The following is a 24,600-nucleotide window of genomic DNA, read 5'->3' on the forward strand; positions in this document are numbered from 1 at the left end:
CGAAGCAGGCGGGCATTCCACTACGTTCCAGTCGAGATGACGACATTATTTATAGCCATGGTGCGTGTCTCCACGCATCATCAACCTGGAAAGAAACAACGGCAAGTTAACAAGCAACAGATAATGGTTTCCCTATCGCAACTTATATGCTTCTTATATGTCTTATATGGTCAAAAAAAAGCGGAAGCTTTTATTGCTTGAGATAGCTCCCTGCGTCGTCATTTCAAAGGGAGTTTAGCGTAGTTGAGAACCACGTAAGTGCTCAGCGAAGCTAGATCTGCCTTGATGGATCTCTCCGTTTCGCTGCGCTTCAGTCGAGATGACGCCTTTTATTCCCCTCTTTTAGAGGGGGGGCCGCAGGACGGGGTGTTTTATTATTTAGCCATGGTGCTTCTCTCCACGCACCATCAACTTTAAAACTCAAACTCCAATTGATTATTTTCTGTTTTTTCGATTTCAACATCATCATAAAAGCGCGATAAGGTAATTCCCAAAAGCCTTACTTTGTTCAATCCAATAGCCGCTTCTTCCAGTAATTTCATTGCTTCAGCATAAATCACTTCAGCTTTATTAATCGGTATAGCGAACGATCTGCTGCGGGTGATGATTTTAAAATCGGCAAATTTGATTTTTAACGTTACGGTTTTTCCAAGCAATTGATGTTTCTCCAACCGGTTAGCTACAATTTCACTGATCTGTTTCAAGAGGTCGTGCATTACCGAATCTTCGTTGGTATCTTCAGCAAAAGTATCTTCTGCACCTACCGATTTGGCTTCACGGTTAGCCCTTACCGGCCGGTCGTCAATCCCACGTACAATTTTGTAGTAAAAGATTCCCGATTTACCGAACTGTGCAATAAGCTGTACTTCCGTTAGTTTTTTCAGATCGGCACCGGTATTAATCTGCATCGCTTTCATTTTGGCCGCAGTAACCTTACCCACGCCAAAAAACTTTTCTACCGGAAGTTTCTCCATAAATGCTTTGATTTTCGACGGGCCTATAAACGTTAAACCATCGGGTTTGTTCATATCAGAAGCCACCTTGGCCACAAATTTATTGATTGATACCCCTGCCGAAGCCGTTAAATTCAGCTCATTTTTAATCGCATCCTTGATGGATTGTGCAATATCAATGGCTGAGCCGATTCCCAGTTTATCTTCGGTAACATCTAAGTAAGCCTCATCAAGCGATAAAGGCTCTATAATATCGGTATAACGGCTAAAAATTTCCCTTATGGCCCTCGAAGCAGCTGTGTAGGCATCAAAACGTGGGTAAACAAAAATAGCTGTTGGACAGAGCTGATAGGCTTTACTTGACGACATTGCCGAACGGATACCATATTGCCGTGCTTCGTAACTCGCAGTAGAAACTACTCCACGACTATCGGGCTTGCCTCCAACCACAAGCGGTTTACCACGGTATTCGGGAAAATCGCGTTGCTCTACCGACGCATAAAAAGCATCCATATCGATATGGATGATTTTTCTTAAAGCTATGGAGGTTTCGTCAGACATTGGGAATAGCTAAATTTCGCTATTTTTTTTTAGCATTATTGAAATAGATTATTTTTCTTTACAAAATATGGAAAGAGTAATCCGCTTTTATAAGAATGCCAAACACGAATGGTTCGCCGATTTACCCGAGTGGGGAGGGGCCATCAGCGACCTGCAGATGGTAGAAGGTGCCGACGATTTATTGAACTGGGTTGCCGGAGCTGAAAATGAATGTAGGTTGCTGATGGCAGATGAACGGGTTGAAAATGCAGAGCTTTTAAGGCTGGTTTATATACGTGAAGAAAATTTGGGTGGTGGAGGGGATTATCTGCTAGAGAATTTTAGAGACAGATTGATCAACCATAAACTTTGGCTCTGTAATGTAACCGAATTTGTTTTTAAGCAACTGCCCAAGCAGATTTATTTTAGGGAAATTGAATGATTAATATGGTTTTTGCTGCAGGACTTTACCCGCGATCGTCATCCTGAACTTGTTTCAGGATCTTTTTTGACCTTAATTCTTTTAACCATGACTAAGTTTAACGCGATCGTAATGCATCATAGACCCTGACCACGTAGTAGCTATTAGGCCATTGAAAAACAATAGAAATGGCCTAATAAAATAAATTCAGGGTGACGTCTCTAGGATAACATGAATTTAATTCAATAATATTTCCACCTTATCCAGCAAAGAATCCATCTCAAATGGTTTTTCCATAAAATCGTTTGCGCCTGCATCCAGCGCCGATTGCCTGATATCCCTGCTTGCAGAAATCATTAAAATAGGAATTTCCTTAAATTCTGGGTCATTTTTAAGCTGTTTGCAGATATCCCTGCCATCATAACCGCTCATCCATATATCGAGCAAAATCAGATCAGGTCTGTTCTTAACCGCATCAATAACCGTCCCTCCATCGTAAGTATAGTCAACATCATATCCCATCACCTCCAAAATCATCGTTACAGCGTCAACAATGCCCTCGTCATCATCTGCAATGAGTATTTTCTTATTTCCCATTTTGTAAATTTATTTCCATTCGGTTCAGTTTGCTTATTTGGATGAGAAAAATGATCAACAGCGTATAATGATTAATGCCGTAAAGATGCTTTTTGTTTTAAAAAAAACGAATAATAATCGAAAGAATTTTATATCAAATATTGATTTATGTCAATATTTTTGAATGGTTTTTTATTCCCATTGTAGTGAAATAAAGTATAATTTATAAAGCATAGCACAAATTCGCACATTTATACTTTATATTTACAGCGTAATTCAGATCGAATTAGGTTTAATAGCCAAAAATGGATAGTATCAATATAAAGAAGTTAGCAGAAGCTTTAAATCTATCTACTTCAACAATTTCGAGGGCCTTTAGGGATAATAGCGATATTAACGATGCAACAAAGGCACGTATACTAACCAAGGCGAAAGAATTAAACTATCAGCCCAATCACTATGCCAGCAATTTAAGGGAGCAGAAAAGCAAAACCATAGCGGTTATTGTTCCAGAGCTGGCCAACAATTACTTTTCGCAGGCCATCCACGGTATTGAGCGTGTGGCCAGGGAAAATGGCTATCACATTCTAATCTATGTAACCGACGATGATTATCAAAAAGAGGTTACCTTCATCCGTCACCTGCACAACGGCAGGGCCGATGGCATTGTAATGTCGGTTTCGGGCGAAGCCAACGATCATAATTACCTCAATAAATTCGGCACAAAAAGATTGCCATTGGTGTTTTTCGATAGGATTTATGAAGATATTGAAACGCCACGGGTAATTACAAACGATTATAACAGCAGTTTTCTGGCTACAGAGCACTTAATAGAACAGGGCTGCAAAAGAATTGCCTATCTTGTGGTAAATAAAAGCCTGTCCATCGGTAAAACCCGTATGCAGGGTTACCTCGATGCGCTTGCAAAACATGGCGTTCCTTTTGAAGAAAACCTGATAGTGGATTGCAGCAACAGCTACGAAGAAAATAGCATCATTATTAAAGATGCATTAACACAGTTAAAACCCAACGGTATTTTTACTTCGGTAGAACGTTTGGCTTTTGCAACCTATTATGCCTGTTACGATCTCAATATCAATATTCCTGGGGATTTAAAGATAATCAGTTTCTCCAGCCTGGAAATTGCCCCTTTATTAAATCCCTCACTCACCACTATCACCCAGCCCGCTACCGAAATAGGGGAGCAGGCAGCCAAATTATTGTTCACCATCCTGGATGATAAGGCCGATAAAAACCGGGCAAATGAAGTGGTTTTGGAGTCTGCAATTATCAAGCGGAATTCGACCCAGAAAAGCTAAAAAAACACCCCAAAAACCGACTGTATTTTCAGACAGATTTTTTCAAAAAATTTTGTCACTTAGTGTAAAATACGCAGAATTACGACTGATTTTCGGGAACGTTCCCGAAATGTGACGGAATTTTGATCTGTATTTTTCGGGAACGTTCCCGAAAAATACCGTAAAAATGGCTTAGTGTAATAATTACACTTTAAATTAAAATTTAACATTTGTAATTTACTGATAATAAGGTATTTGTGAAATTAATAATTGTTTAATATGATTTTTTAGATTCGTCTAAATGACGCTTTTTCTATTTGTTTTTAACCTCCAATTTTTGCCCGAAATATATTTTTTAAATAAATTTTGAATTCTCATTAACAGCTGTAAATTAGGCCTATGTGTAAATCACTATAATATTTAACCAAATTTTTATACTTAAACGAGCTTCAAATATGAGAGTATTTTACCTGCTAAAACAGGGGCTTTTGGTGCTGTTGGTTTTTTCAGCATTAATGGTAAAAGCACAAACCGGATCGGTATCTGGTAAAGTGCTTGACGAAACCGGATTGCCATTGCCCGGTGCTTCTGTTATTGTAAAAGGCACAACCAGAAGTACATCAACAGATGGCAGCGGTAATTTTAAACTGGCAGGTTTAGCGAACGGTTCCGTTACCCTATCTGCTAGTTTTATCGGGTACCAAACCCTTGATAAGGCAGTTAGCGTTTCGGCAAATGCAACTGTAAATTTTCAGCTGGTGCCCGATGCACAGAAACTGAACGAGGTGGTGGTAATCGGTTACGGTACGGCAGAAAAGAAAAACCTTACCGGATCAATCACCACTGTTAATGCAAAAGATTTCCAGAAAGGTACCATTACTACACCCGAACAGTTAATACAGGGTAAAGTTGCCGGTGTTAACATCATTTCGGGCGGTGGTTCGCCAGGTGGTGGTAGTACCATCCGTATCCGTGGGGGTGCTTCACTTAATGCCAGTAACGATCCATTGATCGTGGTAGATGGTGTGCCTTTCAGCGGTAACAGCATCGGTAATGCGCCAAGTCCGCTTTCATTGATCAACCCTAACGATATCGAAACCTTTACCGTTTTAAAAGATGCAAATGCTACGGCCATTTATGGTTCGCGTGCATCGAACGGTGTAATTTTGATTACAACCAAAAAAGGTGCTTCGGGCGAGCCGGTAATCAATTTCAGTACCAATAATTCCATTGCTACTGTAGCCAAAAAGGTAGATGTACTTTCAGGTGATCAGGTGCGTGCTTTTGTTAATGCAAATGGTACCACCGCTCAAAAAGCGTTATTAGGTACTGCAAGTACCGATTGGCAGGATGAAATTTATCAGACCGCATTTTCTACCGATAATAATTTAAGTATTTCGGGTTCATTTAAAGGTGTACCTTACCGTGTATCGGGAGGTTATTTAGATCAGGATGGTGTGGTAATTACCAGTAAACTGAAAAGGGCTACAGGCGCTTTATCACTTTCGCCAAAATTATTTTCTGATCACTTAAAAATCGAGCTGAACGTAAAAGGTTCGTTAACCGAATCGCAATACCCTAATGATGGTGCTATTGGTGCAGCCATTCAGTTCGATCCAACCCAACCGGTATATGCCAACAACAACTACGGTGGTTATTTCGAATGGTTAAACTCAAGTGGCGTGCCAAACCCGAATGCACCACGCAACCCGGTTGCTTTAATCCGTCAGCAGGATAACCGCGGTAATGCTGCAAGAAGTTTCGGTAATGTAAAACTCGATTATTCTTTCCACTTCTTACCAGAGCTACATGCGGTGGTAAACGTAGGTTACGATTATTCTAAAGGATACGGACGTACCATTGTTCCTGCTTATGCTGCACAGAGTGCTTCAACAAGCGGATCGTACTCGAACAGGTTAAATACAGAGATGAACAAATTCTCTGAAGCTTATTTAAGTTACGCCAAAACGGTTGAGAGCATTAAAAGTAAATTTGATGTAACGGCCGGTTATGGTTATTACGATGATGCGGTTACCAACTATAATTTTGCTACCTACAAAGGTACGGGCGAATTGTTAACCACACCTGTTTTTCCTTTTTCGGTTGATCAGAACAAGTTGCTTTCTTACTATGGGCGTTTTAACTATACTTTAAACGAAAAATATATCTTATCAGGTACCATGCGTGCTGATGCTTCTTCCAAATTTGCACAGAACAACCGTTGGGGTTATTTTCCATCAGTTGGTTTTACCTGGAGGATTATCGGCGAGAATTTCTTAAAGAACAGCGAAACTTTATCTGACTTGAAATTGCGTTTAAGCTATGGCGAAACCGGTAATAAAGATGGTATCGGTAATTACGATTACTTATCAAAATACTATGCCAACAGCAATAACGGTCAATACCAGATCGGTAACAATTTTTACAACTATTACAGCCCGGCAGGTTACGATCCCGACCTGAAATGGGAAACCACAACCACCTATAATGCTGGTTTGGATTATGGTTTCTTAAAAGGAAAATTATACGGTAGTATTGATGTTTACTACAAAAAAACCAAAGATTTATTAAGTACTGTAACCATCCCGGTAGGTACAAACTTTACCAACGTATTAACAACCAATGTGGGTAATATGGATGTAAGGGGTGCCGAGGTTAGCTTGAACTACGTAGCCATTAAAACCGCTAATACAAGCTGGGAACTGGGCGTAAATGCAGCTTACAACAAAAGAAAAGTAACCAACTTAACTTTAAATCCGAACTCTGGCTTTAAAATCGACGCCGGCGATATTACGGGCGGTACAGGTATCCACTTAAAGTATAATGCAGTTAATGAACTGCCTGGTTCGTTCTATGTATACAAACAGGTTTACAATGCTGATGGAAAACCATTGGAAGGTGTTTATCAGGATCTGAATGGCGATGGTACCGTAAATGCAGCCGATCAGTACTTCTACAAATCTCCCGATCCGGTAGTGATTTTAGGTTTTAATACCTCATTTACCTATAAAAAATGGACAGCGAGTACCGTTTTGAGGGCAAATATCGGAAACTACATTTATGATAACATTTCTTCAAACTTTGGTATCAGAAACAATGTATTAAGTACGCAGGGTATTTTAAATAACTCTACCTCTGATCTGTATGTAACCAATTTCTCAGGTGGTTCTGGTAACCAGTATCTGAGCGATTATTTTATCAAAAATGCATCGTTTGTAAAAATGGATAACCTTGGCCTGTCGTACAATGTGGGTAAATTATCTAAAACAGGTAATACATCAATGCGTATATCGGCAAACTGCCAGAACGTATTTGTTATTTCCAAATACAAAGGCATAGACCCTGAACTGGTTTCTGGTATCGATTACAATCTTTACCCTCGTCCCAGAACATATACTTTGGGTTTAAATGTTGGTTTTTAATAAAAAACAGGAAGAGTTAACGAAGTAATGGACTTCAGGTTTTATACCTATCAAAGAAATAGAGAAAATGAAAAATTCATTTAAAACAATATTGGCATTGGGGTTTTTGGTTGTGGGTTTAAATGCTTGTAAAAAAGACGATTTAAACTTAAGGCCAACCAATGATGTAACCGCCGAAAGCGTGTATGCAACACCGGCCGGATACAAAAACAGTTTAGTGAAACTATATGCAACTTATGCCTTAACCAGTTCAACAGGTTCGGATAACAGTGATGTGGGCGGATTAAACTCTGGTTTTGCAGATTTTTTAAGGTTATTCTGGACCTCGCAGGAACTGGTAACCGACGAGGCGATCTGTGCCTGGGGCGATGTGGGTATTCCGGAACTGGATTACAGCACCCCAACTCCTGATAACCAGTTTTTACGTGGTTTATATTCGAGAAGTATTCTTCAGATTACTTTGTGCAACGAGTTTCTGCGCGAAAGTACGCCTGATAAATTGGCAAGCAGGAACATTACCGGAGCTGATGCAACAGCGGTTACCCGTTACCGTGCCGAAGCCCGTTTTTTACGTGCTTATCAGTATTGGGTATTGTTGGATGCTTTCGGAAATCCTCCTTTTGTTACCGAAGATGATGCAATTGGTAAAGTAAACCCGAAACAGATCCAAAGGGCAGCTTTGTTTGCTTATGTAGAGTCTGAATTGAAAGCAATTGAAGGCGATCTGGCTGATGCACGTACAAACGAATATGGCCGTGCCGATAAAGGTGCCGATTGGGCTTTATTGGCCAGGTTATACTTAAATGCACAGGTTTACACCGGAACAGCAAAATATACCGAAGCCATTACCTATTCGGGTAAAGTAATCAATGCAAGTTATAAGTTAAAAGATAACTATATGGATCTGTTCAAAGCTGATAATGATGTTAACAATACCGAAAGTATTTTAACCATTAACTACGATGGTATAAATGGAACCAACTATGGCGGTACAACATTTTTGATCAATGCAGCAGTAGGTTTTACCGATAAATACATGAACAGAAGCCCATCAGATTATGGTGTGCCAAATGGCGGTTGGTCTGGAAACAGAACCCGTCAGAACTTACCTGCTTTATTTCCTGATACCTTGGGGAAACTGGATAAAAGGGGCGTATTTGTAGGGGATAAAGCTACAGTGAACGAGGTTGGTGTATTTAAAGATGGTTTGCGTGTAACCAAATTCAAAAATATAACTTCTACAGGTGCTATGGGCCGTTCGCTTAACGGAACTTTTAGCTCTGTTGATTTTCCACTGTTCCGTTTGGCCGAACAATATCTGATTTATGGCGAAGCAGTTGCCCGTGGTGGCTCGGGTGGTAGTGCAGCACAGGCATTAACCTATGTAAACTTATTGCGCCAGCGTGCTTATGGCAATACCAGCGGAAATGTATCTACTGCCGCTTTAACAGTCGATTTTTACCTTGATGAGCGTGCCCGTGAGTTATATTGGGAAGGTCACCGCCGCACCGATTTAATCCGCTACGGTAAATTTACAGGTTCAACTTATTTGTGGCCTTTTAAAGGTGGCGTACAGGCAGGTGCATCGTTGCCGGCTTACCGTAATCTCTATCCACTTCCTTTGGCCGATTTAATTGCCAATCCGAATCTGGTTCAAAACACAGGTTATTAATCTTAATTTTTAATAAGAGATGAAATCAATATTTTTCAAATCCCTGGCAGTTGGCCTTATGGCAATCTCGCTTTGGTCGTGTAAAAAAGACGAAACCCTAACCGTTTCGAACATTACACCTGCAGGCACATTAACTGCATCAACAACAACATTAAACCTCGTACAATCAAACGGTGCACAGGCTGCGCTTACGCTCAGTTATCCTTTGGCAACATCTACAGGATATGTGGTGCCGGTAAATACGAGTATACAGTTCGGTTTAAAAGGGACCAATTTTTCTCCTGCAAGGGAGATTGCCGTAACGGCTAAAACATACGCCCCAACCGTTACCGAGGTTAACAACATGATTTTGGCATTGGGCGCTAAAGTTGGTACAGCGGCACAGATCGAAGTAAGGTTAAAATCGGGCGCAGCCGTTAACGATTTAACTTACTCAAATGTAATCACTTTAACCGCTACACCTTATCTGGCTTCGGCATGGGTGTACGTTCCGGGTGCTTATCAGGGCTGGAATCCGGCAACTGCCGATAGTTTGATTTCAGCATCGAGCAACGGCATTTATACCGGTATGATTGCTTTTACAACAGGTAATCTAGAGTTTAAGATCACGCCTGCAAAAAAATGGGATATCGCCTATGGCGATGCAGGTTCGGGCAAAATCAGCACTGCTGCCGGCGACAACCTAAAAGCGCCTGCTGCCATTGTGAAACAGGTAACCGTTGATTTAAACGCTGGTACTTATACTTTCGGCATACCGAACGAATGGTCGATTATTGGCGATGCAACAGCAGGTGGCTGGGACAATGATACCGATATGAAGGTGGTAAATGATGGAAAATCAAATAACTACGCTATTACAACAATCCTGAAAACAGGTGCTCTAAAATTCCGTTTCCAGCATAAATGGGATGTTAACCTTGGTGGTAGCCTAGCTACCTTAACCAACGGTGGCGATAACATTGCCGTAACCGTTGCCGGAACTTATACCATTACTTTAGATGTAGCCGCTAAAAAAGCTACAATGGTTAAAAACTAATCCTTATTATCTGCCCTGCGGTTTAACCGCGGGGCTTTTTAAAATCTTTAAAGTTTTAGCATGAACAGATCTTATACCCATCCAAATTATCCGTTTCCATTTAGTGCTCATCCTAATGCTTCCTTTTTAAAGAGGATAACAACTATTCTTACTATTCTGGTTGTGTTTTTAACAAACACCCTTTTTGCCCAGAAATTGGAGCGTATTGAACCTATGTTCTGGTTTACAGGCATGCACAACCCGAAGCTGCAATTGCTGGTACATGGTGAAAACATCGCTTCAAGTTCAGTTTCCTTAACTTATCCGGGCGTAAAACTGGTAAAGGTTAACAAAGTTGAAAATCCAAATTACCTCTTTCTCGATTTAACAATAGCCCCGACTGCCAAAGCCGGAAAATTCCCAATTAACTTTGCCGTTAACGGAAAAAAGATATTTACCTACACCTACGAATTAAAAAACCGCGATAAAAGTGCGGGCCGTAACCAGGGGGTAACCAACAAAGATTTTATTTACCTTTTAATGCCCGATCGTTTTTCGAATGGCGATAAAAGCAATGATGTGGTTCAGGGTTTAACCGAAACTACATTAAACCGCGATAGCATGTACTACCGTCATGGTGGCGATATCCAGGGCGTAATCAATCACCTCGATTATCTGAAAGATTTGGGCGTAACTACCGTTTGGATGACTCCAGAAGTGGAAAACGACATGCCACAGGCTTCTTACCATGGTTATGCGGTAACCGATCACTACAAAATAGACCCCCGTTATGGTACAAATGCACTTTACAAAAAATATGTAGAGATTGCCCATGCCAAGGGTTTAAAAGTAATTAAAGATATTGTACACAACCACATTGGTACACAACATTGGTTTTATAAAGATTTACCGATGAAAAACTGGCTGAACCAATGGCCAAAATATACACAAACGAGCTATCGCGATCAGACCGTGATGGATATCCACGCTTCTGCGGCCGACCGCAAGCAGATGCTGGATGGTTGGTTTGTGCCTTCAATGCCCGATTTAAACCAGCGTAATCCTTATGTACAAAACTACCTTACTCAAAACCACATCTGGTGGATCGAATATGCGGGTATTGATGGTTTACGTTTGGATACCTACGGTTACAATGATCCTGTTTACATGGCCGATTGGGCTTTAAAAGTTCAGGCAGAATTTCCGCATTTATCTGTTTTTGGAGAAACATTAGTAACTGCAGTGGCCAATCAGGCTTTCTTTACCGGGGGCAATACCGTTAACCGTGGTTTCGATACCCACCTTCAGGGCATTACCGATGCTACCTTAAAAGATGCCATTTACGAAGGTATTAACGGTAAAAATGGTTGGGTTGATGGCATTAACCGTTTATATGCAACGCTGGCGCACGATTTTCTCTATAAAAATCCTAATACCAATTGCATCTTTCTCGATAACCACGATATGAGCCGTTTTTACTCCATGGTGGGCGAAGATTTCGACAAATATAAAATGGGAATGGGCATTCTGTTAACCATGCGCGGCATCCCGCAGATGTATTATGGGACCGAAATCCTGATGAAAAACTTCTCCAACCCAGATGGTCTGATCCGTTCTGATTTTCCTGGAGGATGGGAAAGCGATAAAAAAGACAAATTTATTGCCGACGGGCGCACAAACAAAGAGAATGAAGCTTTCAACTTTGTGAAAACATTAGCCAATTTTCGCAAGAACAGCCCGGCCCTGCAAACAGGTAAACTGATGCAATTTGTGCCACAGGATGATATTTATGTTTATTTCCGCTACAATGCAGAACCAAAAGGCACTGTAATGGTTATTGTAAACAACACAGAGAAAGAAAAAATATTAAATACCGATCGCTTTGCTGAAAGAACAACTGGCATTACAACTGCTAAAAATGTAATCACCGGCGAAAACATCGATTTTAAAAACATTAAAGTGCCCGCCAAAACAACGTTGGTGCTTGAGTTAAATTAATTATTAATTGCCGTCGACTTCAGTCGACGGCTAGTTATATAAACATGCAAAATAACACATCTAACATATTACATTCTACATCTTCCATCAAAGCTTGTCTATTCGATTTAGATGGAGTTTTGGTTGATACCGCAGTTTACCACTATAAAGCCTGGAAACGTTTGGCCAATACTATGGGTTTCGATTTTACAGAAGAGCAGAACGAACAGTTAAAAGGAGTAAGCCGCGTAGAAAGTTTGAACAAGATTTTGGCCTGGGGCGGAGTTGATAAAAACGATGCTGAGAAAGAAGAACTGGCTAGCTTAAAAAATAGCTGGTATGTAGATATGATTACCAAAATGACTCCTGCCGAAGTACTGCCCGGAACAGTTGAATTTTTAACGGCAATACACCAGGCGGGTTACAAGCTGGCTTTGGGCTCTGCGAGTAAGAACTCAGGCATCATTTTAGAAAAAACAGACCTTGCCCATTTTTTCGATGAAATTGTGGATGGCAATATGGTTACAAAATCAAAACCCGATCCTGAGGTATTTTTAAAAGGGGCCGAACTCCTGGGATTCAAACCCGATGAATGTGTGGTGTTCGAAGATGCCGTTGCTGGTGTAGAAGCGGCAAAAAGAGGTGGAATGAAAGCCATAGGTATCGGCGAAAAAAGCGTACTCACCCAGGCAGATGTGGTAGTAAGCGGATTAGATAAATTAACAGTTAAAGATTTAGAGAATTTATAGGTTTAAGGTGTAGGGTTTAAGATTTAAGGTTTATGAAGACTCTTCTCAAATCTCAAATCTCAGATCTCAAATCTCAATACTCAAATATGAAAAATTACATTAAAGCAGATGAGTGGAATATTATCGAAGAAGGCTTTGATCCACATTTAAATAAAATTTCCGAAAGTATTTTCAGCTTGGGCAACGGCCGTATGGGCCAGCGTGCAAATTTTGAAGAAACCTATACCGGCGAAACCCTGTTGGGCAATTATGTTGCAGGTGTTTATTATCCCGATAAAACCCGTGTGGGCTGGTGGAAAAACGGTTATCCGGAATACTTTGCAAAAGTTTTAAATGCAGCCAACTGGATAGGAATCGAAGTGAAAATCGATGATGAAATCCTCGATCTGGCAACTGCCGAAGTAAGCGATTTTAAACGTGTGCTCAACATGCATGCCGGATATCTGGAGCGTACTTTTATAGCGAAACTAAAAAGTGGGAAAACGTTAAAGGTAAAATCAACACGTTTCTGCAGTATTGCCGATGACGAAGTTGGTGCCATCCGTTACAGTATTTGTCCTTTAAATTTTGAAGGAGAATTAACGTTAACACCTTTTATCGATGGCGATGTAAAAAACCAGGACAGTAACTACGATGAAAAATTCTGGGATAAAGTATCGGATGAAATTACCGGAACTGAAGCTTACATCAAATTAAGGACAAAGAAAACCGAATTTGAAGTTTGTACCGGAAGTAACACCGGATTATATAAAAACGGACAGAAACTGGATATTGATCCCGAGGCAGTACATTGGGATAAATTTGTTGGGCAAACTTTCATAGTTGAGGTTAAAGCAAACGAAGAAATCACTCTGGTTAAAATCGCTGCTAATTTATCTTCTGAAAACTATCCAAAAGAATCACTTTTAAAAGAAACTAAATCGGTAATTGCCAAAGCGTCGGCTAAAGGTTTCGATACTTTGTTGAAAGAACAGGCCGAAGCATGGGCTAGCAAATGGGAAGAAAGCGATATCATTATCGAAGGGGATGTTTCTGCCCAGCAGGCCATCCGTTTCAATATTTTTCAGCTTTTCCAAACTTATACAGGTAAAGACGATCGATTGAACATCGGTCCGAAAGGTTTTACCGGCGAAAAATACGGCGGTTCTACCTATTGGGATACAGAGGCATATTGTGTGCCTTTTTACCTGGCCACAGCGCCACAGCAGGTAAGTAAAAACCTGTTGGTTTATCGCCATAAACAATTGGGCAAAGCCATAGAAAATGCAGCGAAATTAGGTTTTAAAGATGGCGCGGCACTTTATCCGATGGTGACCATGAATGGCGAAGAATGCCATAACGAGTGGGAAATCACTTTTGAGGAAATCCACCGTAACGGAGCCATTGCATTTGCCATTTTTAACTACATCCGTTATACCGGCGACGAGAGTTACCTTTCTGATTTCGGTTTAGAGGTATTGATCGGTATTGCCCGTTTTTGGAAACAGCGTGTTAACTGGAGCAGCGATAAACAACAATATGTTATGCTTGGCGTAACCGGACCAAATGAATACGAAAACAACGTTAACAACAACTGGTATACCAATATACTGGCTTCATGGTGTATGAAATATGCAACCGAAGCCGCTAAAATTGTAGAAACACAACAGCCAGAAAAATACACCAGTTTATTAAAAAGCTTAAATTTCGATCAAAAGGAATTTGCCGATTGGGCCGATATCATTGAAAAAATGTATTATCCCCATGATGAAAAACTGGGCATTTTCTTGCAACAGGATGGTTATCTGGATAAAGAACAGGTTCTGGTTAAAGATTTACCGGCAAGCGAACGTCCGATTAACCAGAAATGGAGTTGGGACAGGATTTTACGTTCCAACTTTATTAAACAGGCCGATGTGTTACAGGGATTATATTTCTTTGAAGAAGATTACGACCTGGAAACCCTGAAACGAAATTTCGATTTTTACGAGCCGCGTACCGTACACGAAAGTTCGTTATCGCCCTGCGTGCACAGCATTTTAGCTGCTAAACTGAACGATGAGGCACGCGCCTACGGATTTTATTTACGTACCGCCCGTTTAGATCTTGATGATTATAATAACGATACCGAAGATGGTTTGCACATTACCTCAATGGCGGGTACCTGGATGAGTGTAGTAGAAGGTTTTGCCGGTATGCGTGTGCGCGATGGTAAACTGCAGTTTAACCCGTTTTTACCAGACAAATGGAAATCATTTTCATTTACAATCGGTTTCAGGGGTGCTAGCTTAAAAATCAATATCACCGAAAACGGTATCAGCATTAAAAACCATGCAGCCATCGATTTAGAAATAGGTATCAGAAACCAGGTTTATAAATTGGCCGGAAATACCGAACTTGAGGTAAATAACGCCGAGTTGGTATGAGAAAGGTAGAAGGTTTAAAGGTTGAAGGTAGGGGGTTAAAATCTCTATCTTCAATATGGAATAAAGCTTTTTCTGCTCCATGCATGTCCCCATTTAGAGGGGGTAGGGGGAGGATGAAAATGCTTTTTTCTATCTTTATAATACTCTCCACATCATCCTTTGCACAAAAACATCCCAAAATGAACGATAAACAGATCGTTATTTATCAGTTATTGCCCCGTTTGTTCGGGAATAAAAATACTACCAATATCCCTTACGGAACTATTGAACAAAATGGTTCCGGTAAGTTTAATGATATTACTGATAAAGCACTTGATGGCATAAAAGAGCTGCATGTAAATTATGTTTGGTACACAGGTGCAATTGCCCATGCCAGCTTAACCGATTATTCGGCTTATGGAATCAAGGTTGATGATGCCGATGTGGTAAAAGGCAGGGCGGGTTCGCCTTATGCCATCCGCGATTATTACGATGTTGATCCCGATCTGGCGGTTGATGTTAAAAACAGGATGAAAGAGTTCGAGGCATTGGTTAAAAGAACACATGCCAAAAACTTAAAAGTACTGATCGATTTTGTGCCCAACCACGTGGCCCGGAGTTACCATTCTTATGCAAAACCCAATGGCGTTACCGACTTTGGTGCGCAGGATGAGGTAACTAAAGCATTTAGTCCTAAAAACGATTTTTATTATATACCTGGACAAGTATTAACTGTGCCTACAAACGGACAAAAAACACCACTTTCCGAACTTCAGGATAGTAGGTTTGAAGAGAACCCTGCAAAAGCAACCGGTAACAATGTATTTTCGGCCCAGCCCAAATACGACGATTGGTACGAAACCATCAAGTTAAATTATGGTGTGGATTATCAGAACGATGAAAAAAACTATTTCGATCCTATTCCACCGGTATGGCTTAAAATGCGTGATATTTTAACCTACTGGACACGTAAAGGCGTTGATGGTTTTAGGTGCGATATGGCCGAAATGGTACCTATTGCTTTCTGGAGCTGGGTAATTCCGCAGGTTAAAAAAGTAAATCCCGATCTGATTTTCCTTGGAGAAGCTTATAATCCAAAAGTATATAAACAATATTTAGACGAAGGTAAATTTGATTACCTCTATGATAAAGTGGGTTTATATGATGGCCTTAAAAAATTAATCAGAAATGAACCAACTGCAGATGTAGCGGCGATAAAATACGTGTGGCAGGTAGAAAGCGCTGGTTTTGGCAAACACATGTTACGCTTTTTAGAAAACCACGACGAAGAACGCATCGCATCGGCAGGATTTGCAGGCAAGGCTGAACTGGCTTTACCTGCAATGGTTGTTTCGGCAACATTGGGCGCCGGGCCGGTAATGCTGTACTTCGGGCAGGAAGTTGGCGAACCGGGTAAAGGGCAGGAGGGTTTTGGCGGAGATGATAACCGTACCACTATTTTTGATTATTGGGGTGTTCCGAACCACCAGAAATGGATGAATGGCGGCTTGTTTGATGGTCACAAATTAAATGCCTCGCAACAAAACTTAAGGGCTTATTATAAACAACTATTAAAAGTAACTTCTACGAGTGATGCTGTAATTAACGGCGGAATTTATGAAGTGCCCGTTACCGGTAATATGAACAACCGCATGTATGCTTTTATCCGTTACTCTGGCAAGCAGCGCTTATTGGTAGTAGCCAATTTCGATAGGACACAAACTTTGACGGCCAATATCGAAATCCCAGAGCAGGTTTTAAAAGTTAAAAGTTCATCGCCAGTTACTGAGCTGTTAACAGATAAAAAACTAAATATCCCTGCAGGAACAAGCATACCTGTAACCTTGGCGCCGGTTAGCGCACAGGTGATTGAGTTTTAAAATAAGAAATAAATAATTAACCGCTAAGAGTAGCGCAAAGCAGGCAGGGGTTGGATTTAATTTTCACTTTGTGTCTCTTTGCTCTTATCTCCACGCCCTTTGCGGTAAAAAATAAGATGCTTGCTAGTGCAATATTAAAGCAATGATAAAACATAACGCCATGCGCTAAGCGCTTAAACTATACGAAATGAGCTTAAAAACAATATTCGAGAACCCCAAATTAACACTTGCACAGATCATTAATATGAGCGTGGGGTTTTTCGGGATCCAGTTCGGTTGGGATTTACAACGGGCCAATATGGGGCGTATTTACGAAAACCTTGGTGCCAATCCCGATCAGGTTCCTTTGTTGTTTTTAGCAGCTCCTTTAACGGGTTTGTTGGTTCAGCCCATTATCGGTTACCTGAGCGATCGTACCTGGCACCCAAAATGGGGCAGAAGAAGGCCTTATTTTATGATCGGTGCCATTGTGAGTAGTATCGCTTTGATTTTTATGCCACATAGTAGTGCTTTATGGATGGCCGCAGGATTACTCTGGATTTTAGATGTTTTTGGCAACATTGCCATGGAACCTTTTCGTGCTTTTGTTACCGATAAATTACCTGATAGTCAGGTTAACCGTGGTTTTATTATGCAGAGTATGATGATTGGTTTGGGCGGAAGTGTAGCTTCGGCATTGCCATGGATTATGAACAATGTTTTCCACTTAACCAATACTGCAACGCAAGGCAATATCCCTGAAAATGTGAAATTCTCTTTTTATATCGGTGCATTTTTCTTTTTCGCGGCAGTATTGTACACGGTTTTTACTACCAAAGAATATCCACCACAGGAAGTAGATTTTAAAGAAAAGGTAAAACAGAGCAACAAAGGTTTTGGTGGTGGTGCGAAGGAAATTTTTAGCGCTTTAAGCAACATGCCTAAAAGAATGCAGATCGTTTCTTTAGTGCAGTTTTTTACCTGGCCGGGATTATTTTTAATGTGGTTTTATTATACCACAGCTGTTGCCGTAAATGTTTTTGGCGGTAAAGATGCTGCCGATCCGGTTTATGCGCACGGGGCCGATTTTGGCAGTTTAACCCTCGCTTATTATAGCGTAATTACTTTTTTATTTGCCTTAGTTTTACCTAAAATTGCCGATACATTGGGACGTAAAACCACACACGCACTGTGTTTAATCTGCGGCGCAATAGGTTTGATCAGCGTAGCCTGGGTGCACGATAAAAACATGCTTTACCTTTGTATGACGGGCGTTGGTATTGCCTGGGCCAGCATACTTTCTATGCCGTATGCCATGTTAAGCGGCTCGCTACCCAAAGACAAAATCGGGATTTACATGGGCATTTTCAATTTCTTTATCGTATTACCCGAAATTATTGCTTCGCTTGGTTTTGGTTGGTTAATGCGGAATGTACTTAATAACGACAGGCTTTTAGCGGTGCAGTTAGGAGGCGGATTGATGATTTTAGCCGCTGTAATCTGTTATGTATTTATCCGCGAACCAAAGAAAACTGATGAAGTTTTAGCTTCAAAGCTCGAAGTAGAAGAAAATAGATCTGTGTAAATACCCATGATCTGTGTTCTCACAGACCATTAGCAATATCTCCATTTAATATTTCAGTCTGTGAGGACACAGACCGAAGTAGATAAGCTGTGCTATGCCCCTCATCTTGGCCCTTGTCACCACAAACCAGAATAAACCTTGAAATTTTAATCAAATGAAGAAAATTATTTACCGCCTTGTTTCTTGTCTGCACGAAACAAAAAAAGCAAAAAAGATTATTTATTTATTGCTATTGGTAACAGCATTTAACACAGCCTGTAAAAAAGCATCGGATGGCGGTATAGAACCAACACCTATCAATCAAAAAGCCGATTTACCTGCGGGTGCCAAAGATGGTGTAGTGTTTATCAATAATGGTACATCGGCCATTGTAACCCTGTATGCGCCGAACAAAAAATCGGTTTCGTTGATCGGTGAATTTAACAATTGGTCTACAACGGCATCGCCAATGAAAAATACCATTGATGGAAATTACTGGTGGCTGCAGATCGATAATTTAAACCCAGCTACCGAATATGCTTATCAGTTTTATGTAGATGGGAACTTAAAAGTTGCAGATCCTTATTGCGAGAAAGTGCTCGATCCTGATAACGATCAATATATTACGGCGGCTACCTATCCAAATTTAAAGGCCTATCCAACAGGTAAAACCACAGGGATTGTAAGTATAATGCAGGCAAATCAGCCGGTTTATAGCTGGAAGAATAATAGTTTTACCCGTCCGGATAGAAATAACCTCGTGATTTATGAACTGCTGATCCGCGATTTTACAAGCGATCATAATTATGCCTCAACATTGGCTAAGCTCGATTATTTAACTGGCCTGGGGATTAATGCCATTGAGTTAATGCCCGTAAACGAATTTGAAGGCAACCTTAGCTGGGGTTATAATCCCTCATTTTATTTTGCACCCGATAAATATTATGGCACTAAAACCGCTCTGCAGAATTTTATCGACGAATGCCATGGCCGCGGTATTGCTGTAATTATGGATATGGTGTTGAACCACTCATTCGGACAATCGCCGATGGTGCAACTGTATTTTGATGGCTCCAAACCTACTGCAAACAGTCCATGGTTTAATGTTGATGCCAAACATCCCTTTAATGTGGGCTATGATTTTAACCACGAAAGTGCTGCCACCAGGAAATTTTCGAAAGATGTAATGAAATTTTGGATGCAGCAATATAAAATTGATGGTTTCCGCTTCGATCTTTCTAAGGGCTTTACGCAGAAACAATCAACAGATGATTCGCAGTTCAGGTTATACGATGCTGGCCGTGTGGCCATTTGGAAAGATTATAATGGTTACATCAAAAGCCTGGATCCTAATTTTTATGTGATTTTAGAACATTTTGCAGAAGAATCAGAAGAAAAGGTATTGGCCGATGATGGTATGATGCTTTGGAACAACCTGAATTATAATATGAACGAAGCCACAATGGGCTGGCTGGATAATTCCAATTTTCAGTGGGGCTTTTATGCCAATCACGGTTTTACCAAAGCCGATGGTTTGGTTACTTATGGCGAAAGTCACGATGAGGAGCGTTTAAACTATAAAAACATTACTTACGGAAATGCATCTGATAGTTACGTGATTAAAGGAAATCTGGCCACTTCATTAAAAAGGGAAGAGCTTGCTGCTGCATTCCTGTTCAGCATCCCCGGACCAAAAATGGTTTGGCAGTTTGGCGAACTGGGTTACGATATCAACATCGATTTTAATGGTAGAACAGGCGAAAAACCGATTAAATGGGATTATTACAGCGACCCTAACCGCAAGGCATTGTACGATGCTTATGCGAAATTTATCAGGCTGAAAAAGAACAACAGCATTTTTAATTCAAACAGTTCAACCTACAACCTGGCTGGGGCCATTAAATACATTAAGTTAACCGAAGGAAGCAATACTGTGGTGGTAGTGGGTAATTTTGATGTAGTAGGTCAAACGACTAATATCGATTTCGGATCGGCAGGTGCCTGGGTTGATGCAGTTGGCACCGGTATTAATCTAAGCACCAGTATTTATGCCAGAACATTGGCTCCCGGAGAATACCACATTTATAGTAAAACTGCTTTGAAGTAATATTTAACCTATCAGGTTTAATTCGTAGTATATTGTTTTTCAATAGCCTCATTGAGGGCGATGCCGTTTTAAAACCTGATAGGTTTTTTTAGACACATACTTTTCGCTAACGCTCGTTTCTTAACGAGCGTTGAATAGTTTATCGTTTACAAACGATATAATCGTTTAGCTATTTATGCACTCGTTTGGAAACGAGCGCAAACATTTTTAGCCTCGGTTCGTGTCGCCACGAACCGAAAGTTAATTTATATAGTTCGGATTACTCCATCTCCGCCAATAAGCCTTTCAGCCTTTTTAGGTACCGGCCAAAATATCGGTTAAAGGTATACCTGCTTAATAAATAATGCACACCCATTACCCCTGCATAAATCAATAAACGTAGTGGCAGCATAAGCGATTTCATCATCTCTATTCCTGGTATTAAGCCCATGTTGTTGTTCTGGATCAATAACTCTGTAATTACAACCAGTATCAAAATTGCTGCCCTTGTAAGGTTAAGGTAGAGGTTGTTGTTGCCGATGAGCTGCTTTACCTTTCTCTGAAAATCGTTTTTAACAGCTCCTTCATTGTTTTCCAGGTTATTGATCAGTTTAAGGTTGAAATAATAATGAATGGTTGTTAATGGGAGTACGATAAATGCCATCCAAACCAGTAATTGGTTTTTCATATCCGGTACAGTGGCAGTCATTACAGCCAAAAAAACAATGAGCAGGGGCAATGTAATCAATTGTCTTTTCGACATCGCTTTCAGATCGCCTAAAGGCGATTCCATTTCTTTCTTGGTAGCCGTTACAATATCAAATTCATTTCGGTTTAAATCAACTGTTATACTATTCCAGCTATTTTTTAAGTTATCTAGTTCCATATTATTTATTGTTGGTAAAGGTTCTTAATTTGTCTTTTATGCGGTTCATTTTTACCCTGAGGTTAGCATTGCTGATTCCCAGTATTTCTTCCATTTCATCGTAAGATTTATCTTCGAGGTACAGCATCACGATCGATTTTTCTACATCATTCAACTGCTGGATAGCGGCATATAACTGTTGATGCTGCTCTTCCTTTAATCCTATATCTTCCTCATAAGGTATCTGGATGTTTTGCAGCTCAACATCGCTGGTTTGAATGTTGCGTTTCTGTTTGCGGAAATTGGTAAGCGCAGTATTAATGGCAATTCGGTACAGCCAGGTACTAAATTTGGCCTCGCCCCTAAATTTGGCATACGATTTCCAAAGCTGGATGATAATGTCCTGGTACAGGTCCTGGATATCGTCGTGGCTGTTTGCATACATACGGCAAACTTTATAAATCAAAAGTTTATAATCTTTTAATTTTGTTTCGAATTCTATTTCTAAGTCTGTCTTTTTCAAAATCTAATTTTTGCCCGATAAGTATACCATTCCGAAAAAATGTTACAGCATTAAAAGTTTTTTATACAAATAGGGCGAGAAATTCACTTTCATCAAAATCTGTAGGTAATAATCTTGTTGTTTTTAGTTAATATTGTGATAACAACTAACAAATTAATGGATAACAGATTAGCGCATCATTTATTATGGGAACGACTACGGACTGGCGATAAAGATGCGTTTTTTGATCTGTATTCGGCGCTTTATTATCCTTTGGTTAATTTCGGGATCAGGGTTTGCGCAGATGCCGATACCGCCAGCGAAGCCACCGACCTGGTTTTTACCACCATTTGGGAAAAACACGAAAGTTTAACCAGGGTTGATAATGTTGAAGCCTACCTGCGTACCTTTTTAAAACGGAAATTGCTCCGTATCCTCGAACGGAAGCGCAAAATTAACGATGCACTTTGTAATGCCGGTGCCGATGGCGATTGGATGGAAATGAGCTACGAAGAGTTTATTGTTAAGGTACAGAGCGACGAACTGGTGAAACACCAGCTTAAAAATGCACTCGAAAAATTAACCTTCCGGCAGAAACAGCTGATCCATTTAAAGTTTTTTGACGGATTAAGTTATGAGCAGATTGCCGAGCAAAGCAACCAAACCATAAAAACAGCCTACAATACCATTTACGACGCGCTTAAAATCCTGCGGAAAGAATTTAATTCGTAGCCATTTACGAAGTCTAACGAAAGCATGTGCGGGGGGCATGACTTCGTAAATCTAAGTGAAGTAACCAGCACAGGTTAAGTTATAACCCTAATATTTATTTTTTTCTGAAAACCTACGTTCTGCTTTTCATTGGTGCTGTAGTCCCGCCATCGCTTGTAGTCCTCTCCCGATGAAAAATCGGGATGCGGGCTACCCGCTCTGTCGGGTTTATTTAACAAGGTTCTGTTCCAGCGATCGCTAAAACCTTCAATAGTTATGCCCACCCTGTAAGCTAAACCCGGGCGAAGTGGAAAACCCACAGCCCGAAGTATGAGGGCGAGGATTTGTAACGCAGGGTGGGACTGTTGGTGCCGAAAAGCACTGTATCTGCTTTCAAGAAAATAGGAGAAAAACATTCTATTTACAATGATGGGTATTCCTTTAAACCAACAGATATTAATGGATCTTTGCCCTTTGCCTCGAAACTTCCGAAGTTTTTCTAACGCTCAGATCCTTTTAAACTTCGGAAGATATGCCCAAGCTCCGCGTTAACGATAGAAGCGGCATCCTCTGGGTGTCACCCTGAGCGGAGTCGAAGGGTAACCAAGAGATACAGCGGATAGCGTGTTAAAACGCCCCAAAAAAGTAATCAGAAAACTTTCGAAGTTTTCCCTGCGCTCATATCCTTTTAAACTTCGGAAGTTTTTCCGGCGAATAACCCTTTCAGACTTCGGAAGTCACTTTCTGCAAATTAAATTTCTTCATTTAAAGCTATTGCAAGGCATATATTCGGTAATGTTAAAAAAAAGTTAAAATTTCCTTAGGAAAAAGTAAAGCTTTTAGGCACTGATATATAAAAGGCAAACAAGAATGGTTGATAGAAGTAAATTCAATGCGGAAGACTTTTTGGTCGATAGCACTTTCCAGCAATACTGCGCCGGAACAGATAAGCTATGCATTGGATATTGGGAGAAGTATATTAATGCACACCCCGAACAGGCGGAGGTAATAGCAGAAGCAAAAAAACTTTATGCAATATTGAGCGGAAACAAACGTCCGCTGATTAAACAGGTAGAAAATTTCAAGGAAAATATGTTCCCTGCCACTGAAGAAAAAGTGGTAAAACTGCAGCGCTATTTATGGTTAAAAATTGCTGCCGCAGTTGTTTTAGTGCTAGGTGCAGTTTTAATTTATAATAACTATAACATAACTAATGGCACAGATAAAGCAGCACAGATGGTTTATACTTTTGCCACGAAAAGCGGCGAACGTAAAAAAATTATTTTACCCGATGGTACCTCGGTACTTTTAAATGCCAGGAGCGTTTTATCGCTGGCGAAGGATTTTAACGATAAATGCAGGGAAGTTAAGCTAACCGGAGAAGCTTTTTTTGATGTAAAACACAATAAGGATAAAGCTTTTAAAGTGCATACCAGCGATTTTAATATCAATGTATTGGGTACCGCATTTAACGTAAAGGCCTATCCGGACGAAACCAGCTCGGAGGCAACCCTTATCCGTGGTTTAATTACCATGGAGGGCGTAAACGGAAACGGGGGGGTAATTACCTTAAAACCAAGCCAGAAAGTTACCTTTTACAAGGCCCTGCCGCAACAGCAGAAAAACAGGTTGGTTAAGCCCATAACGCCAAAACCGGAAATTACCATTAACCATTATACCAAAATTAAGGACAGTACCATTGTAGAAACGGCCTGGACACAGAACAGGATCGAAATTTACGACCAGGATTTTGACGAAATTAAAAACGTGCTCGAGAAATGGTACAATGTGGAGATCAGTTTTACCGATCCGGCATTGGAAAAATACCGTTTTACGGCAACCATTACGAACGAGAGTATAGAAGAAGTATTACACGCATTAAAAGCAACCGAAAATAATTTTAAATATGAGATAAAGGGAAAACAGGTGATCATCTCAAAATAGGAATAAAAAAAGGACGGTGTTGGAGCACCGCCCTCTAAAATTTCTTTTTTGATCAATTAATG

18 protein-coding genes are annotated in these 24,600 nt (G+C 40.4%); 14 read left to right on the top strand and 4 right to left on the bottom strand.

Annotated features, from left to right (window positions below; genetic code table 11):
* A partial coding sequence (locus B2V92_RS11445; RefSeq protein WP_293307979.1) for a hypothetical protein occupies positions 1-201 on the top strand: 201 nt, incomplete at its 5' end.
* A gap of 212 nt (positions 202-413) precedes the next feature.
* On the opposite strand, the gene dinB is transcribed toward B2V92_RS11445, so the two are convergent.
* Positions 414-1,514 carry a DNA polymerase IV gene (gene dinB / locus B2V92_RS11450; protein WP_293307980.1) on the bottom strand — a complete coding sequence of 367 codons (1,101 nt, stop codon included), beginning with the start codon at positions 1,512-1,514 and terminating at the stop codon, positions 414-416.
* 67 nt (positions 1,515-1,581) lie between these two features.
* Between dinB and B2V92_RS11455 the strand changes: the two genes are divergently transcribed.
* Positions 1,582-1,935, top strand: coding sequence for a DUF6717 family protein (locus tag B2V92_RS11455; RefSeq protein WP_293307981.1), 354 nt, complete (start codon positions 1,582-1,584; stop codon positions 1,933-1,935).
* Positions 1,936-2,151: 216 nt separating this feature from the next.
* Here B2V92_RS11455 and B2V92_RS11460 read toward each other — a convergent pair whose 3' ends face one another.
* The gene (locus tag B2V92_RS11460; protein WP_293307982.1) at positions 2,152-2,511 is read right to left on the bottom strand and encodes a response regulator; all 360 of its coding nucleotides are present in this window, start codon (positions 2,509-2,511) and stop codon (positions 2,152-2,154) included.
* A 284-nt stretch (positions 2,512-2,795) separates the two neighbouring features.
* Here B2V92_RS11460 and B2V92_RS11465 point away from each other — a divergent pair, with 284 nt between their 5' ends.
* The 10 genes from B2V92_RS11465 (at position 2,796) to B2V92_RS11510 (ending at position 20,537) form a co-directional block, all read left to right on the top strand.
* Positions 2,796-3,809 (top strand): LacI family DNA-binding transcriptional regulator, encoded by a 1,014-nt coding sequence (locus B2V92_RS11465; protein ID WP_293307983.1) that lies wholly within the window; start codon positions 2,796-2,798, stop codon positions 3,807-3,809.
* A gap of 434 nt (positions 3,810-4,243) precedes the next feature.
* Positions 4,244-7,210, top strand: coding sequence for a SusC/RagA family TonB-linked outer membrane protein (locus B2V92_RS11470; protein WP_293307984.1), 2,967 nt, complete (start codon positions 4,244-4,246; stop codon positions 7,208-7,210).
* A 67-nt stretch (positions 7,211-7,277) separates the two neighbouring features.
* Positions 7,278-8,882, top strand: coding sequence for a RagB/SusD family nutrient uptake outer membrane protein (locus B2V92_RS11475; RefSeq protein WP_293307986.1), 1,605 nt, complete (start codon positions 7,278-7,280; stop codon positions 8,880-8,882).
* A 19-nt stretch (positions 8,883-8,901) separates the two neighbouring features.
* The gene (locus tag B2V92_RS11480; protein ID WP_293307988.1) at positions 8,902-9,918 is read left to right on the top strand and encodes a SusE domain-containing protein; all 1,017 of its coding nucleotides are present in this window, start codon (positions 8,902-8,904) and stop codon (positions 9,916-9,918) included.
* 60 nt (positions 9,919-9,978) lie between these two features.
* Positions 9,979-11,895, top strand: coding sequence for a glycoside hydrolase family 13 protein (locus B2V92_RS11485; RefSeq protein ID WP_293307990.1), 1,917 nt, complete (start codon positions 9,979-9,981; stop codon positions 11,893-11,895).
* A gap of 44 nt (positions 11,896-11,939) precedes the next feature.
* On the top strand, positions 11,940-12,623 hold the full coding sequence (gene pgmB, locus B2V92_RS11490; protein WP_293307992.1) for a beta-phosphoglucomutase: 684 nt from the start codon (positions 11,940-11,942) through the stop codon (positions 12,621-12,623).
* Positions 12,624-12,709: 86 nt separating this feature from the next.
* Positions 12,710-15,028, top strand: a complete 2,319-nt coding sequence (locus B2V92_RS11495; protein ID WP_293307994.1) for a glycoside hydrolase family 65 protein — start codon at positions 12,710-12,712, stop codon at positions 15,026-15,028.
* Positions 15,029-15,207: 179 nt separating this feature from the next.
* On the top strand, positions 15,208-16,887 hold the full coding sequence (locus B2V92_RS11500; protein WP_293307996.1) for an alpha-amylase family glycosyl hydrolase: 1,680 nt from the start codon (positions 15,208-15,210) through the stop codon (positions 16,885-16,887).
* Between the two features lie 187 nt (positions 16,888-17,074).
* Positions 17,075-18,451 (top strand): MFS transporter, encoded by a 1,377-nt coding sequence (locus B2V92_RS11505; protein WP_293307998.1) that lies wholly within the window; start codon positions 17,075-17,077, stop codon positions 18,449-18,451.
* A 154-nt stretch (positions 18,452-18,605) separates the two neighbouring features.
* Positions 18,606-20,537, top strand: coding sequence for an alpha-amylase family glycosyl hydrolase (locus B2V92_RS11510; protein WP_293308000.1), 1,932 nt, complete (start codon positions 18,606-18,608; stop codon positions 20,535-20,537).
* Positions 20,538-20,796: 259 nt separating this feature from the next.
* On the opposite strand, the gene B2V92_RS11515 is transcribed toward B2V92_RS11510, so the two are convergent.
* Together B2V92_RS11515 and B2V92_RS11520 are read right to left on the bottom strand one after the other, a co-directional pair.
* The gene (locus tag B2V92_RS11515; protein ID WP_293308001.1) at positions 20,797-21,402 is read right to left on the bottom strand and encodes a hypothetical protein; all 606 of its coding nucleotides are present in this window, start codon (positions 21,400-21,402) and stop codon (positions 20,797-20,799) included.
* Position 21,403: 1 nt separating this feature from the next.
* Positions 21,404-21,904, bottom strand: coding sequence for an RNA polymerase sigma factor (locus B2V92_RS11520; RefSeq protein WP_113950687.1), 501 nt, complete (start codon positions 21,902-21,904; stop codon positions 21,404-21,406).
* 156 nt (positions 21,905-22,060) lie between these two features.
* Here B2V92_RS11520 and B2V92_RS11525 point away from each other — a divergent pair, with 156 nt between their 5' ends.
* On the top strand, positions 22,061-22,615 hold the full coding sequence (locus B2V92_RS11525) for an RNA polymerase sigma factor (protein ID WP_293308005.1): 555 nt from the start codon (positions 22,061-22,063) through the stop codon (positions 22,613-22,615).
* Positions 22,616-23,464: 849 nt separating this feature from the next.
* Positions 23,465-24,538, top strand: coding sequence for a FecR family protein (locus tag B2V92_RS11530; protein WP_293308007.1), 1,074 nt, complete (start codon positions 23,465-23,467; stop codon positions 24,536-24,538).
* Positions 24,539-24,600 lie beyond the last annotated feature (62 nt).

The sequence above is a fragment of the Pedobacter sp. UBA5917 genome, assembly GCF_002432345.1.
Classification (GTDB): Bacteria; Bacteroidota; Bacteroidia; order Sphingobacteriales; family Sphingobacteriaceae; genus Pedobacter.